This window comes from Terriglobales bacterium (assembly GCA_035561515.1).
In the GTDB taxonomy this organism is placed as follows: domain Bacteria; phylum Acidobacteriota; class Terriglobia; order Terriglobales; family Acidobacteriaceae; genus DATMXP01.
The window spans coordinates 1-14748 of the sequence record DATMXP010000017.1 but is presented as its reverse complement, the minus strand read 5'-3'; the positions used below and the strand labels follow the sequence as shown (position 1 = coordinate 14748).

Annotated in this window: 16 protein-coding genes; all 16 read left to right on the top strand. The window is 58.1% G+C overall.

The window, feature by feature from the left end; all coding sequences use genetic code 11:
- Window positions 1-691 precede the first annotated feature (691 nt).
- Entirely contained in the window at window positions 692-1048 is a 357-nt protein-coding gene (locus tag VN577_06755; protein ID HWR14509.1) for an NADH-quinone oxidoreductase subunit A, read from the top strand.
- 158 nt (window positions 1049-1206) lie between these two features.
- Window positions 1207-1926, top strand: coding sequence for an NADH-quinone oxidoreductase subunit C (locus VN577_06750; protein ID HWR14508.1), 720 nt, complete (start codon window positions 1207-1209; stop codon window positions 1924-1926).
- Window positions 1923-3092: an NADH-quinone oxidoreductase subunit D gene (locus tag VN577_06745; GenBank protein ID HWR14507.1), complete on the top strand. Its 1170-nt coding sequence runs from the start codon at window positions 1923-1925 to the stop codon at window positions 3090-3092. Before VN577_06750 ends, VN577_06745 begins: the two co-directional genes overlap by 4 nt.
- Complete coding sequence (locus VN577_06740; protein HWR14506.1) at window positions 3092-4345, top strand: complex I subunit 1 family protein; 1254 nt, start codon at window positions 3092-3094, stop codon at window positions 4343-4345. Before VN577_06745 ends, VN577_06740 begins: the two co-directional genes overlap by 1 nt.
- The gene (locus tag VN577_06735; protein HWR14505.1) at window positions 4342-4803 is read left to right on the top strand and encodes a 4Fe-4S binding protein; all 462 of its coding nucleotides are present in this window, start codon (window positions 4342-4344) and stop codon (window positions 4801-4803) included. Before VN577_06740 ends, VN577_06735 begins: the two co-directional genes overlap by 4 nt.
- A complete protein-coding gene (locus tag VN577_06730) occupies window positions 4800-5309 on the top strand; it encodes an NADH-quinone oxidoreductase subunit J (GenBank protein HWR14504.1) in 510 nt (169 codons plus the stop codon). The genes VN577_06735 and VN577_06730 overlap by 4 nt, the downstream gene beginning before the upstream one ends.
- A 2-nt stretch (window positions 5310-5311) precedes the next feature.
- Window positions 5312-5617 (top strand): NADH-quinone oxidoreductase subunit NuoK, encoded by a 306-nt coding sequence (gene nuoK, locus VN577_06725; protein ID HWR14503.1) that lies wholly within the window; start codon window positions 5312-5314, stop codon window positions 5615-5617.
- A gap of 13 nt (window positions 5618-5630) precedes the next feature.
- Entirely contained in the window at window positions 5631-7811 is a 2181-nt protein-coding gene (gene nuoL, locus VN577_06720; protein HWR14502.1) for an NADH-quinone oxidoreductase subunit L, read from the top strand.
- 45 nt (window positions 7812-7856) lie between these two features.
- Window positions 7857-9551: an NADH-quinone oxidoreductase subunit M gene (locus tag VN577_06715; GenBank protein ID HWR14501.1), complete on the top strand. Its 1695-nt coding sequence runs from the start codon at window positions 7857-7859 to the stop codon at window positions 9549-9551.
- Window positions 9552-9569: 18 nt separating this feature from the next.
- Complete coding sequence (locus VN577_06710; protein ID HWR14500.1) at window positions 9570-11114, top strand: NADH-quinone oxidoreductase subunit N; 1545 nt, start codon at window positions 9570-9572, stop codon at window positions 11112-11114.
- 65 nt (window positions 11115-11179) lie between these two features.
- Complete coding sequence (locus VN577_06705) at window positions 11180-11416, top strand: AtpZ/AtpI family protein (protein HWR14499.1); 237 nt, start codon at window positions 11180-11182, stop codon at window positions 11414-11416.
- Complete coding sequence (locus VN577_06700) at window positions 11413-11838, top strand: ATP synthase subunit I (protein ID HWR14498.1); 426 nt, start codon at window positions 11413-11415, stop codon at window positions 11836-11838. The genes VN577_06705 and VN577_06700 overlap by 4 nt, the downstream gene beginning before the upstream one ends.
- A gap of 21 nt (window positions 11839-11859) precedes the next feature.
- Window positions 11860-12597: a F0F1 ATP synthase subunit A gene (gene atpB, locus VN577_06695; protein HWR14497.1), complete on the top strand. Its 738-nt coding sequence runs from the start codon at window positions 11860-11862 to the stop codon at window positions 12595-12597.
- A gap of 85 nt (window positions 12598-12682) precedes the next feature.
- Window positions 12683-12991 (top strand): ATP synthase F0 subunit C, encoded by a 309-nt coding sequence (locus VN577_06690; GenBank protein ID HWR14496.1) that lies wholly within the window; start codon window positions 12683-12685, stop codon window positions 12989-12991.
- Between the two features lie 66 nt (window positions 12992-13057).
- A complete protein-coding gene (locus tag VN577_06685; protein HWR14495.1) occupies window positions 13058-13957 on the top strand; it encodes an ABC transporter ATP-binding protein in 900 nt (299 codons plus the stop codon).
- Window positions 13954-14649, top strand: coding sequence for a hypothetical protein (locus VN577_06680; GenBank protein HWR14494.1), 696 nt, complete (start codon window positions 13954-13956; stop codon window positions 14647-14649). The genes VN577_06685 and VN577_06680 overlap by 4 nt, the downstream gene beginning before the upstream one ends.
- The last annotated feature ends 99 nt before the right edge of the window (window positions 14650-14748 follow it).

Sequence of the window (14748 nt, the reverse complement as noted above, 5' to 3'; positions counted from 1 at the left end):
ACCCTATGGAGAAAACATTGAAACATCATGGATTTCGCCCTCTGTAGCTGATTTTCAAAGGATGCCGCTCGCCGCGGGCAATGCCAATGCGGCTGGGCGGATATTGTCGACGCGGCTCTCGTAGGTGGACAATTTGACACTCTGGCAAAAAACATCCATTCACTGGATTTCTCCCACGGACGCCGCTTTTGCCGACGGGGCGACCTGCCGGTTGCAATGCTGGAAGTTCTTTGAAGCTCGGGAACAAAAACAGAAAACTGGTAAAGGTCCTCACCTGTCGCGCATTGCCGGTGAGGTGAAAGCCGCCGGTTTCGTCAAACGGAAGCGAGCCAACTGTGCAACGACAGTGACTGGCCACGAATCGTCACCGGGTGTCGGCGACGTAGCGGTCGACGGACGGTGGTGCAGGCTGGCTCAAGCGGCATCCTCCACATGATGCACAGCGTAATTCTTTCGAATGGCAACAAAAGCCATGACGATATGACCGCTAAAAAGGCCGCGTTAAACGTTCAGCGATCCATTGGTGGAGAGAGTGACTTATCTCACAGGTCTCGGTGATTTCAGACCTGCTTGTCTTGAATACGCTCTTACAGAGCGGTACTATGTCCCGTCCTGCTGAAATATAGGTGGCTGATCGTGTGCCCGGAAGTCTTGATCTGGCGCGCTTTTTCAGGACCAGCCCAGGGGGATTATGCCCGCAAATTATGTCCCGATTTTTATCTTCGTTCTGATCATCGTCATCGCCATGCCGGCGGCGCTGATTCTGGCCAAACTTGTTCGCCCTTCAAAGCCCAACAAAAACAAGCAGATGGCCTATGAGTGCGGTGTCGATCCCATCGGCGACTCCCGCGGACGCTACACCGTTCGCTTCTACATCATTGCCATCCTTTTCGTCGTTTTCGATGTGGAAACGATCTTCCTCTTCCCTTGGGCCGTTCAGTACAAAGCGCTCGGCCTCTTCGGACTTGTCGAAATGATGGTCTTCCTCGCCATCCTGATTGCCGGATACGTCTGGGTGTGGAAGAAGGGCGCTCTTGAGTGGGTGTAGGCCCGTTTTGCAAGTTGTGGAAAAACGACAGGTTGGAAAGTCAAAAGTGACAATTATCACAACTGCGAGTGACCAAGTTACCTGCTCCAAACGCGTACAGACTGCTACAAACGAGATTCACGATTTCAGCAATAGGGAAGCCGTAGTAGAGGCAGACGATGCCTGACGAGACAAAACCGAACGGAACACCGCCTGAATCACCGCAGTCGGCCGATAAGCCGGCTGCGGAACCAGCGAAAACGCCTTCTCCATCTCCCGTTTCCCCGGCAACAGAAACGAAACCCGTGCCGCCCGCGGCCGCAAAACCTGCGGCGCCAGCGGCAGCAGGTGCGCCTCCGAGGCCCGCGGTTCCGCCTAAACCTGCAGGACCAACGCCGGTTCCGTGGGAAACGGAACTCACGACTCAGCTGAAGAAGGTCTACGGCTCTGGGATCAAGGAGGCTAGCACCTATCTCGGCCAAAACTACCTGGTCGTCGATTCGTCCATCCTCGCTGAAATCTTGCTCATGATGCGCGACGACGAGAAGTTCGACTACTGCGTCGACATCACGGCCGTTCACTATCCCAAGCGCGAGAAGGCTGAGTTCGACGTCGTTTACATCCTGTACTCCTTCGCGAAGAACACCCGAGTTCGGGTGAAGACGCAAGTCGCAGATGGACAGTCCGTTCCCAGCGCCGTTCCGATCTGGCCGACCACCAACTGGCTGGAAAGGGAAGCCTTCGACATGTTCGGAATCCAGTTCGAAGGTCATCCTGACTTGAAGCGGATCTTGATGCCAGATGGCTGGAAAGGCCATCCGCTGCGCAAGGACTACAACATCCTGCAACAGGACACCGATTGGGTGCACATCAACCTGGGAATCGAGAGCGCCCAATGAGACACGACGCCTTGGTGAATAATCGCTGGACCGGCAACACGGACGATTGGGGCGACAAGGGCACGACCGTCCTCGATGCCAACGAACTCATCCTGAACATGGGCCCGCAGCACCCGTCCACGCACGGCGTGCTCCGCGTCATCCTTAAACTCGACGGCGAAAAGATCAACGGCACCGAATGCGTGATCGGGTACCTGCATCGCGGCGTCGAGAAGATCGGCGAGCACCGCACGTATACGCAGTTCGCGCCCTACGTCGACCGCATGGACTACGTGGCTGCCGTTTCCAATGGCCTCGGATACTGCCAGGCTGTCGAAACACTTCTGAACGTCGAAGCGCCACCGCGTGCTCAGTACATCCGCGTGATTATGGCGGAATTGCAGCGTATCGCCAGCCACCAGGTCTGGCTCGGAACGCACGCCCTCGACATAGGCGCCATGACGCCGCTGTTCTACACCTTCCGTGACCGCGAAGAGATCCTGAAAATCTTCGAGAAATACTGCGGCGCTCGTTTGACGACGCACGCGTTCCGAATCGGCGGATGCCAGTACGAGACGTATGAAGGCTTCGAGAAGGAAGTCAAAAAGTTCTGCGACTTCGTCGAGCCAAAGATCGCCGAGTACGAAGCCCTGTTGACCACCAACCGCATCTGGGTGGAACGCACCAAAGGCGTCGGTATCCTGAACGGCGACGACTGCAAAGCGCTCGGCGTTACAGGTCCGGTCCTCCGTGCCTCCGGCGTCAAATGGGACCTTCGCAAAGCGCAACCCTACGCCGCATACAGCAAGTTTGAATTCGACATTCCAACCGGCGAGAACGGTGACACTTACGACCGGTATCTGGTTCGCATCCGCGAGATGTACCAGTCGCTCCGGATCATCCGCCAGGCGGTCGAGAGCATTCCCGAGGGCCCGATCATGGCGAAGGTGCCGAAGATCATCAAGCCTCCGGTGGGCGAAATCTATCACTCGATCGAAGCTCCCAAAGGCGAACTCGGATACTTCATCGTGAGCGATGGTTCCACGCAGCCTTACCGCATGCGCATCCGGCCGCCATCCTTCGTAAACCTTCAGGCTTTAGACAAGATGGTTCATGGCATGTTGGTGGCCGACATCGTGGCCGTCATTGGAACACTCGACATCGTCCTGGGAGAGGTGGACCGCTAATGACTCCGGGTGCTACTGGCAATTTTCTCTGGGCGACCATCTACATTCTCGTCATCTTCGGCGGCGTATCGCTCTTCGTGATGTCCATGGTGTGGTTCGAGCGCAAAGCGCTGGCCCACTTCCAGATTCGACTCGGTCCCATGCGCGTTGGACCTCACGGGCTTCTTCAACCCATCGCCGACGCCATTAAGCTGCTAACCAAAGAAGACACGATTCCCGAAGGTGCCGACACCGCGATCTTCTGGATCGCTCCCGTTTGGGTAGTGTTGACGGGATTCACCACTCTGCTGGTGGTTCCGTTCAGCCTGACGCACGCCGTCACCGACATGAACATCGGCATCCTCTACATGCTCGGCATCTCCTCGCTCGGCGTGTTGGGGATCATCATGGCGGGCTGGTCGTCGAACTCGCATTACCCGTTACTCGGCTCGCTTCGTTCCAGCGCGCAGATGGTCTCTTACGAAGTCGCCATGGGACTGGCCATCGTCTCGGCCGTGCTCATGACGAGCTTCACCCCCGGCACCGAAGGCGTTGGCACGCTGAGCATGGTAAAGATCGTAGAAGCTCAACAGGCGCAAGGCGTCTGGTTCATCTTCAAGTTCTTCCCGCTGGGCCTGATCGCATTCGTGATTTTCGCGATCGCCATGGTCGCCGAAACCAATCGCGCACCGTTCGACCTTCCCGAGGCCGAATCCGAACTCGTCGCCGGATTCCACACCGAGTACAGCGGACTTCGCTGGTCGCTCTTCATGCTGGCGGAATACGCGGGCATGTTCGCCGTCTCCTCCATCGCGACCACGCTTTGGCTCGGCGGATGGCTCCGTCCTTTCCCGAACTGGCTGAAAGGCGAAAGTTGGGACCTGGCGTTCTCGTTCTTCCCGGGCGTATTCGTCGCTATCGTCGGTCTGCTCGGTATTCGCCAGGCACTGAAGATGCCCAAACATCCGGCGCTTCGCATCAACAAGCTCGGCTTCCTCGCCTTCGCCGCGTTAATCGTGATGATCGGCCTGGTGATGTTCATCCCGGCCGTTCGCATTCGCATCGCCGACATCTTCTGGTTCCTGCTGAAAGTTGCCGTTTTTATTTACCTGTACATCTGGTATCGCGCCACGTGGCCGCGTTACCGCTTTGACCAGTTGATGAAAGTCGGCTGGAAGGTCCTGCTCCCGCTGTCGCTCGCGGTCATCATCATCACCGCGCTGATCGGACTCGCGCCGGAGCTGGGCCATTGGGTTCGGGGGCTCTTCGCATGACGATTCCCAAGCTTGCACGTAAGTTTCTGCTTCTCGATCTGCTTCAGGGGCTCTCGGTCACCTTCAAGTACCAGGCTCCCAAGGAGATCTACACCGAGCAATACCCGCTCGAGCGTCCGGCAATCGCCGAACGCTATCGCGGACTGCCGCGCATGAACGTGAATCCCGAAACCGGCGAGACGCTCTGCATCGCCTGCGATCTCTGCGCGAAGGCCTGCCCCGAGCACCTGATCGTCGTTGAAAGCGAACGCGATCCGGTCACCAAGCGCAAGGTCCTGACCAAGTACACCTACGACGTCAGCCGCTGCATGTTCTGCGGACTTTGCGAAGAATCCTGTTCAACCGACGCACTCGAACTCACCCAGGACTACGAGATCGCGCAATTCGAACGCGAAGGACTGGTCCTCGACCGGAAACGGCTTGAGGCCGGTCCAGAACCGACGGTGTACGAGCGATGACACCTGTTGCCCCAACATTCTTTTTCTACTTCCTGTCGGCGGTCGCGATCATTTCGGCCCTGATGGTGATTACGCGCAAGAACGCCGTGCACTCGGCGCTCTCGCTGATCGTCACCCTGCTCTCGCTCGCCGGACTCTACCTCATGCTGTACGCCCCATTCGTCGCCGGTGTTCAGGTGATCCTCTACGCGGGCGGCATCATGGTGCTGTTCCTGTTCGTGATCATGCTGGTGAGCATCGAGCAGTCGGTCAAGGAAGAGCAGTTCAACAGCCAATGGCTGGTTGGCATTCTGGCCTGCGTGATTCTCGGCGCGATGTTCGTCTTCGTGTACGTGAAAGGGAAGTCGATCTTCCCCAACACCGCCGCCAACCTGCCGGAGGTCAACAACACACAGCAGGTCGGACTCACGCTCTTCCAGAATTACCTGCTGCCATTCGAAATCGCATCGCTGCTCCTGCTGGTCGCAATCGTGGGCGCGGTGGTGATGGCAAAGAAGAGGATTTGACGATGGCACCGATATCAACCCTTCATTACCTGGTCGTTGCGGCGGCGCTGTTCATCATCGGCACCATCGGCGTGGTTACGCGCCGGAACATCGTCATCATCCTCATGTCCATCGAGTTGATTCTCAACGCCGTCAACCTCAACCTGGTGGCATTCTCGCGACTGTACAACCTGCAGGGACAGATTTTCTCGATCTTCATCATTGCCGACGCTGCCGCGGAAGCGGCCGTCGGACTTGGCATCCTGATCGCCTTCTTCCGTAACAAGGAGACGGTCAACGTCGACGAAGTGGATTTGCTGAAGTGGTAGCTAAGAGATAAACATGTTTTTCTTAGATCACATCTGGGTCATACCTCTACTGCCGATCGCCAGCGCGGCCATCATGTTCTTCTTCGGCCGCCGCTTGCCGAAGTCAGCCGTGAACGCCTTCTGTGTCGGCTCGGTCGTAGTGGCTTTCGCGTGGTCGTGCCTCGCCGTGTACCAGTACACCGGCTACGCGGCCGCTCACAACCACGAGCCATTTCAAAAGATCCTCTTCACCTGGATTGGAGCCGATACCGGTATCCCTGGCGTCGGAGCTGACGGCAAAGCCATCCAGTTCGGAGCCGAAGCCGGCTTCCTGCTCGACCCGCTCTCAGCCATCTGGCTGCTCTTCGTGACCGGCGTCGGCATGCTCATCCACATCTACTCCATCGGATACATGGGACATGAAGGCGGCTACTACCGCTTTTTCGGATACCTGAACCTCTTCATGTTCTCCATGCTCACCCTCATTCTCGGCAACAACTACGGTATGTTGTTCGTAGGATGGGAAGGCGTCGGACTCTGCTCCTATCTCCTCATCGGCTTCTACTTCCACCGTCACTCCGCTTCCACCGCCGCGAACAAAGCCTTCATCGTCAACCGCGTCGGCGACGCCATGTTCCTCATGGGCATGTTCCTGATGACGTGGTACTTCGGATCGCTGAAGTTCACCGAAGTCTTTGCCCATGCGCGCTCGGGTGATTTCCTTGTCGGCGATCCGTGGATCACCGCCATCTGCCTGCTCCTCTTCGGAGGCGCCTGCGGCAAATCGGCCCAGTTCCCGCTGTATGTCTGGCTGCCTGACGCGATGGAAGGCCCCACGCCCGTATCGGCACTCATCCACGCCGCCACCATGGTCACCGCCGGTGTTTACATGGTTGCGCGCTCGAATGCGCTCTTCATCCTCTCGCCCAAAGCGATGGCCGTCGTCGCCATCGTAGGCGCTGTCACCGCAATATTTGCTGCGACCATCGGCCTGGTGCAGAACGACATCAAGCGTGTGCTGGCCTACTCCACCGTCTCGCAGTTGGGATACATGTTCCTCGCGCTCGGTGTAGGCGCATTCGCCGCCGGCGTGTTCCACGTCTTTACCCACGCTTTCTTCAAGGCCCTGTTGTTCCTCGGATCCGGGTCGGTTATCCACGCGATGTCGGGCGAGCAGGACATGCGCTTCATGGGAGGGCTTGCCAAGAAGATTCCGACCACCTATCGCACCATGCTGATAGGAACCCTCGCCATCGCCGGAATCCCGCCGCTGGCTGGCTTCTTCTCCAAGGACGAAATTCTCTGGCAGGCTTGGTCCTCCCACAACGGACAGTTCCGGATTCTGTGGGTCGTCGGCTTCATCGCCGCGCTCTGTACCGCGTTCTACATGTTCCGGCTAATCTTCCTCACGTTCTGGAGCCCGAGCCGGATCAGTCATGACGTCGAGCATCACGTCCACGAGTCGCCCAAGAGCATGACCGTACCGCTCGTGGTCCTGGCGATCTGCTCCTGTGTGGTTGGTTTCCTCGGTGTGCCCAAGGCGCTCGGAGGAACGAACGCCTTCGAACGCTTCCTTGAGCCGGTGTTCGCGACGGAAGCTGTCCATCAAGTTGCGCAAGGCGAGGCGCCCGCAGTGAGTGAGCATGCCGAAGCCGCAGCAGCTGAGAAGGCGCAGACGCTTGAAGCCGCACCGAAACCGGAGCATGCAGAAGAGCACGGTGGGGCGATCGAGTACCTGCTGATGGGTCTGTCGGTCTCGCTCGGAATATTCGGTTACTTTATGGCGAAAGCCGCGTACGGCAGGGCAGAGAAGGGATACGCCGAGCCCATCAACTCCGTCTCTCCCTTTGTCTACAACACGCTACTCAATAAGTACTACGTGGACGAATTCTATGACTACACCGTCACCGGACGCCGGCCCATCGGCCCCGTTCGTCTCGGTGTGATGGGGCTTGGAAACGCCTCCTCCAGTTTCGACGCCAACTTCATCGACGGCGGAGTGAACGGCGCTGGATGGCTAACGCGCGCGATCGGTACGCTTTCCACGCTCTGGGACAAGTACATCATCGACGGCCTGTGTGTGAATGGGCCGGCATACCTCGCCAAAGCGTTGTCGTATCCCGTTCGAATCCTCCAGTGGGGACTCGTGCAGTGGTACGCGTTGGTCATGGTAGGTGGCGTGGTCGGATTTCTTTGGTACTACGCAATTAGGTAACGAAGTTTTGCTGAAAGCTGGTAGCTGAAAGCAGAGAGCTGATAAATGTCGAACCATATTCTCTCGATCATTCTGTTTACGCCGTTGTTGGGCACCCTGTTTGTCTTGTTCATCCCCAAGGAGAACAAGAACGCCATCCGCTGGGTAGGGAACATCTTTGCCGCGCTTGGCTTCCTTGTGTCGCTACCGCTCGTGCCCATGTTCTGGCAACGGGTAGTCGTCGGCAACGATCCGGGATACAGCGGCTTCCACTTCCTGGAAGGTGGCCCTAACAACTGGATCCCGACTATTGGCGCGGGTTACTACCTCGGCATCGACGGCATCTCGTTCCTGCTGATCATGCTCACCACGATCCTGGGATTCATCTCCATCCTTTCGTCGTGGACCGCCATTCAAGATCGAGTGAAGGAATACTACGCATGGTTCCTCGTTCTCCAGACGGGCATGCTCGGCGTCTTCATGGCGCTCGACTTCTTCCTCTTCTTCGTGTTTTGGGAAGCCATGCTCGTCCCGATGTATCTGCTCATCGGCATCTGGGGCGGACCGCGGAAGCTTTACGCCGCGATCAAGTTCTTCCTCTACACGCTGCTCGGCTCCGTGCTGATGCTGGTCGCCATCCTCTACCTGTACTTCTGGAACCACAGCCTTACCGGCGTTTACACGTTCAGCATCCCTGAGCTCTACCAGACGGCACCCCAGATCGCCACCATGGTCGGCTTCACTCCGGCCCTGCTCCTGTTCCTCGCGTTCTTCATCGGCTTCGCCATCAAGGTGCCGATGTTCCCGTTCCACACCTGGCTTCCTGATGCTCACGTCGAGGCGCCAACCGCGGGTTCCGTCATCCTTGCGGGCGTCCTCTTGAAGATGGGTACGTACGGCTTCGTCCGTTTCTCGCTGCCATTCTTCCCGACCATCGTGATGCATGACAAGGTGCGGTTCTGGCTCGTCACCCTGTCCATCATCGGCATCATCTACGGGGCGCTCGTCTCGCTGATGCAGAAGGACATGAAGAAGCTGGTGGCCTACTCATCCGTGAGCCACCTCGGCTTCTGCACCCTCGGCATCTTCGCGCTGAACAACATCGGAGTCGCCGGATCGGTCCTCCAGCAGATCAACCACGGCATCTCCACCGGCGCACTCTTCTTGATCGTAGGCATTCTTTATGAGCGCCGTCACACCCGCGAGATCGCCGAGTACGGCGGAATCTCCAATGTCATGCCCGTGTACGCCACCATCACCATGATCATGTTCCTCTCCTCGATGGGACTGCCGCTGTTGAACGGATTCATCGGTGAGTTTGCGATTCTTCAGGGTGCATTCCTTGAGAACAAGTGGTGGGCAGCATGGTCCGTCCCCGGCGTTGTGCTCGCTGCCGCGTATTTACTCTGGCTTTATCAGCGGGTCTTCTTCGGCAAGGTCACGAATCCAAAGAACGAAAAACTGGTTGACCTCACGCCACGCGAAGTCGCTTGCTTTGCGCCGCTCGTGATCCTGGCGTTCTGGATCGGCCTCTATCCGAAGCCGTTCTTCAAGATTCTTGAGAAACCCGTTGCGAACATCGTCACCACCGTTCGTCAGGGCGGACCGCAAGCCCCGGCGAACGCGGCTGCTCCGGTTCAGGAAACTGCGCCCGCGGTGAGCACACCCGTTCCGGTTGCTCCCGCCACACCAGAAGTGAAACCCGCCGACAAGGCGAAACCTGTCAGTGCGCCCGCGATGCAGGCCGCTGTGGGTCAGTAGGCAAGGAAGGAAACGACCGTGTCGTCTGTCCAACAATTCTTCACCAGCACCGATTACCTGCTATCGCTGCCGATGATCATGCTGTCGCTGTTCGCCATCGGCGTGCTGCTGATTGACCTGCTTCTGCCGGCCGAATGGAAGCGTGCCAACGCTTGGACGGCGCTGATCGGGTTGGTCTTCTCTGCAGGTGCGGTTGCGAAAATACAGTCGGCCTATCACCTCATGGAATCGCGCGGAGAATCGGCCAGGTTCGTCGGATTTGCAGGCTCCGTGATGGTCGACCGCTTCGCCATCTACTTCTTCTACCTGTTCCTTGCCGGTGCCGCTGTCGCCATCATGATGTCCGTGAAGTATCTCGACATCGAGCGCGAGAACCACGGTGAGTTCTACGCCCTGATCCTGTTCTCCGTCGTTGGCATGATGGGCATGGCTTGCGGCTATGACATCGTTCTGATCTTCATCAGCCTCGAACTGATGGCCCTCTCAACGTATGTCCTCGTCGGCTTCCTCCGCCGCGATCAGCGCTCCAACGAAGCCGCACTGAAATACCTCATTCTCGGTGCGTTCTCCTCCGGTATCTTTGCTTACGGCCTGTCGCTGTTCTACGGGCTTTCCGGCAGTACCAACGTCCGCCAAATCGCCCTGAAACTGGAAGAGCACTACCGCACCAATCCGAACGACCCGGTTGCCATTCTCGCCCTGATCACCGTTGCCACAGGCCTATTCTTCAAGATCGCTGCGGTGCCGTTCCACCAGTGGGCGCCCGACGCATATGAGGGCGCGCCGACCAGTATCACCGGATTCATGTCCGTCGCCGTGAAGGCTGCCGGATGGGTGATGCTGCTCCGGATCTTCCTCTACATGTTGTATCCGCTGCGTCCGGTCTACCTGCCGATGCTGATCTTCGTCGCTATCGCCACCATGACCGGCGGCAATCTCGCGGCACTTACACAGGACAACACCAAGCGGCTTCTGGCCTATAGCTCTATCTCGCACGTCGGCTACATGTTGCTCGGCCTTGTCGCCGGGACCGCCACCGAGGCAAACACTACCGGCATCAAGGGCATCCTCGTTTACCTGCTGGTGTACACCTTCATGAATCTCGGCGCGTTTGCCGTGATCACCTCGCTACGTCGGCGCGACATCATTGGCGACAACCTCAGCGATCTCGATGGCCTGATGCAGAAAGCGCCAACCGAAGCGATCCTGATGCTGATCTTCTTGTTGTCGCTCGCCGGCATTCCGCCACTGGCTGGCTTCTACGGGAAGTACTTCATCTTCCTCAGCCTGGTCGAAACCGGACACTACACGCTGGCAGCAGTCGCCGTCCTGTACGCTGTGCTCGGCCTCTATTACTACCTGAAGATCGCGAATGCCATGCTGATGCGCCCGGCGGCATCGCCCGAGCCAATTGCGATGAGCCCTGGACTTCGTTTGGCGTTGGCAATCACGGCGATCGCCACCGTAGGCATCGGCCTTATGCCGGACTTCTTCATCCGCGCGGTGAACTGGTCGCTCAACGTGCCGCAAGCAGGTTCCATCGCAAACCTGATTGGCCGATAAAGCTAATCGCTTCAAATGCCCAGCAATCATCGCTGGGCATTTGTTATTTACGGTAAGCTAGCTAGATGCCAGAGGACCAGAGCCCGGAAAAACGCAATTTTTGGGTCACGCTCGCGCGCTACAGCCAGTTGGCGTTCGTGCTCCCTGCAGCCACCGTGACGGGATGGATTATCGGCTTGCTCCTCGACAAATGGCTGCACACTACGTGGCTTTACCTTGCCGGCCTTCTGCTCGGTATCGCCGCAGGGTTCATTGAACTGGTGCGTACGACCATGAAATCGGAGAAGTCGCAGGACTCGTGACCGAGACCATACAATCCGATGCGGCTGAGTCGTTCTTTTCGGGAGCGCTCGACCGGATTCGCCGCATCACGCTGGTGCTGGGCGTGGCCAGTTCGATTGCCATCTTCGCCATCTTCGGCGTCGCCGTCGGAATCGGTTTTGTCATTGGGTGCTTCATTTCTTACATCAACTTCCACTGGCTCAAGAAGGCCGTGAACGCCCTCGCAGACCGGGTTACGCAGACGGGACACGCCGGATCCTCAAGCGGCATGGTCGTGCGGTTCATGCTGCGTTATGGTTTCATCGCGATCGGCTGCTATGTTATATTGATGAGTTCTAAGTCCAGTGTTTACGGCCTCTTAGGTGGCCTGTTCCTCTCCGTAGCGGCGATCCTCTGCGAAGCCGTCTACGAGGTGGCCGTTGCACTGCGCCGGGGCATTTAATCAACAATCGGAAAGCCGTAGATGCTATCTGAACAGCTACCTTTTACCGAAGTACTGAACAAAGCGCTGGCTGGACCAGTGAACAGCCTGCTGAACGCCGTTGGAGTTCATCCGGCGGACTCGCACGCGCCCATCTCGAACGCCTTCGCGATGCAGTTGCTGGTCGTCCTGATCATGCTCGCGCTCTTCGTCCTAGTGCGCACGCGCCTGTCAGTGGAGAAGCCGGGCGGACTGCAACACATGTTCGAGGGGCTTCACAGCTTCATCGACGGTCAGGGCAAGGAGATCATCGGCCACCATCACGAGCCTTACACGCCGTTCGTGGTTGCGCTGTTCTCATTCGTGCTTATGGCGAACCTGATCGGCATGGTTCCTGGCTTCGAGTCGCCGACAGCGCATCCGTTCGTTCCCCTCGGCTTGGCGATCTGTGCGTTCCTGTACTACAACGCCAAAGGCATCCAGAAACAGGGTCCCATCAAATACGCGGCCCACTTTGCCGGACCGATGCCCGCGCTGGCGCCGCTGATGATCCCCATTGAAATCGTCAGCCATCTGGCTCGCGTTATGTCGCTCACCATCCGTCTTTTCGCCAACATCTTCGCGGGCGACATGGTGACGCTGGTGTTCTTTTCGCTCGTGCCGCTCGGAGTTCCGGTGATCTTTCTCGGACTCCACATCGGCGTTTCGTTCCTGCAGGCCTACATTTTCGCGCTGCTGACGACGGTGTATCTCGCAGGCGCAGTGGCCGAGGAACACTAAAGCTTAGCCGCAAGCGTGAGGGCCTCTTTCTCCCAAGGAAGAACGCCAACCACCAACTCGCGGTGATTCATACAAGGAGAAACAAATGCGCAAGACAATGATGTACGTATTCATGGCATTGGCCATCATGTTCGTGGCCACGCCAGTGTTCGCCCAGGGTGAAGCGGCTGCAACCGGCACCAACTGGGTTGCGATCACTTCCGGTTTCGCCATGGCGATTGCTTCCGGCCTTTGCGGTCTGGGACAAGCCAAGGCAACTGCTTCCGCCACCGAGTCGCTGGCGCGGAATCCGGGCGCTCGTCCTGGAATCCAGCTCGCACTGATTCTCGGCCTGGCGCTGATCGAATCACTGGCTCTGTACACGCTGGTTATCATCTTCGCCAAGGTGAAGTAAGCTCCCGCATTTCCAAAGCCTCCGGTTCTCCGGAGGCTTTTTCATTGCCTCAAATACAATAGCGTCGTGCCTGTTCTCGAATACCAGGCGGTTACGAAGGAGTACCGAACATCGTTCGGGCGACGTCGCATGCGCGCGCTCGATGGCTTCTCGCTCACGGTCGAACGTGGCGAGATCTTCGGTTTCCTTGGACCGAATGGTGCAGGGAAGACTACGGCGATCCATCTTGCGATGGGGTTCATGCGGCCGAGTTCCGGATCGGGCAGGATGTTGGACCAGAAGTTCGGTCATGCTGCGACACGCAAGCGCGTTGGCTTTCTGGCCGAGAATGTGGCGCTTTATCATCGTCCGGTTTATCCGCTGCTGCGCTTCTATGGCGCGCTGAACGGCATGCGCGACCCTGAACTGGCGCGTCGCTCGCGCGAGATGCTCGAGACGCTTGAGTTGAGCGACGTCTCGCAGCGCAATGCGAGCAAGCTGTCGCGTGGCATGTTGCAGCGCGTGGGATTGGCTCAGGCGCTGATTCATGATCCCGAACTTCTTATCCTTGATGAGCCGACTTCGGCACTCGATCCGCTTGGGCGAGTAGCAGTTCGCGAGTTGCTCAACCGCATGCGCGAGCTTGGCAAGACGATCTTCCTCAGCTCGCATCTTCTTTCCGAAATCGAACTCGTTTGCGACCGAATCGCGATCCTGAACCGCGGCAAACTCGCGCGGCTCGGCAAGACCAGCGAACTGCTTGAGTCGAGTGAGGAATCGGAAATCCACGCTCGTGGACTGAGCGCAAGCGATTTTAAAACTGTCGTGGCCGACAATGGTTTGCAGAAACTTACGGTCCCGAGGTCGGAGCAGCGAGCGACGATTGAGCGCATCTGGGCGGTCGGCGGGGAAGTCGTTCGCGTTAATCCGGCGCGACGGTCGCTGGAGGACATCTTCATCCAGCTTACGAAGGAGGACCGGCCATGAGTGCCGCTGTTCTGATCGCCGGAAACTTCCTTCGTGAGCATCGCTGGGCGATTGTGCTGCTGTTGCTGTGGGCGTTCGGCAGCGGCACGGCGGCAGCGTTTTCGGTGTCCAGCGCGCATGAAGATGCGCTCTTTTTCCTGAAGCAGCAGGCCATGTACAGCGTCTTCTTCACGGTGTTCCTGGCCGCCTCGGCGCTGCACAACCAGCGGCGCTCACGCCGAATCCTGGCGGTGCTGGCGAAGGGCATCGAGCGGTACGAGTATCTCGGCGGCGTGATGCTCGGTTTCCTAACGGTGAGCGGCCTGTATAGCCTGGCGCTCGGGATTACCGGGGCGTTTACGTTTTACGTTGCTGGCGCGAATCCGGCAAAGATCGTCCCGCTGATGCTAATGCTGTTCCTGGCGTCGGCGCTGGCGGGCACCGTGGCGTTACTGTTTTCGACCTTCCTGAATCCATTGCTGACGCTGGTGACGACCGGCTTGGTCCTAGGGACGTCATCGCTGCTGCCGGTGCGCCTGGTTCCCATCCTGCCGGCGTATGACCTGATGCACGCGGTGATGAACTTCACCTTTTTTGCGCCTGTACAGGTGCCATGGATGTCGATGCTGACGGCCGGGGCCGCAACGGTCCTGTTGTGGCTTCTGGCGTCTTGGGTGTTTTCGCGACGGGATGTAGCGGTCGCGGTGGAGTAGGGGTACCCCTCCCCCCCTATTTTGCCTTCGTATAAGAAAACAAAGCAGTTGCGCGAGCGTCGGGCTCTACATATATGATTCCAAAGGATTTATAAGTCC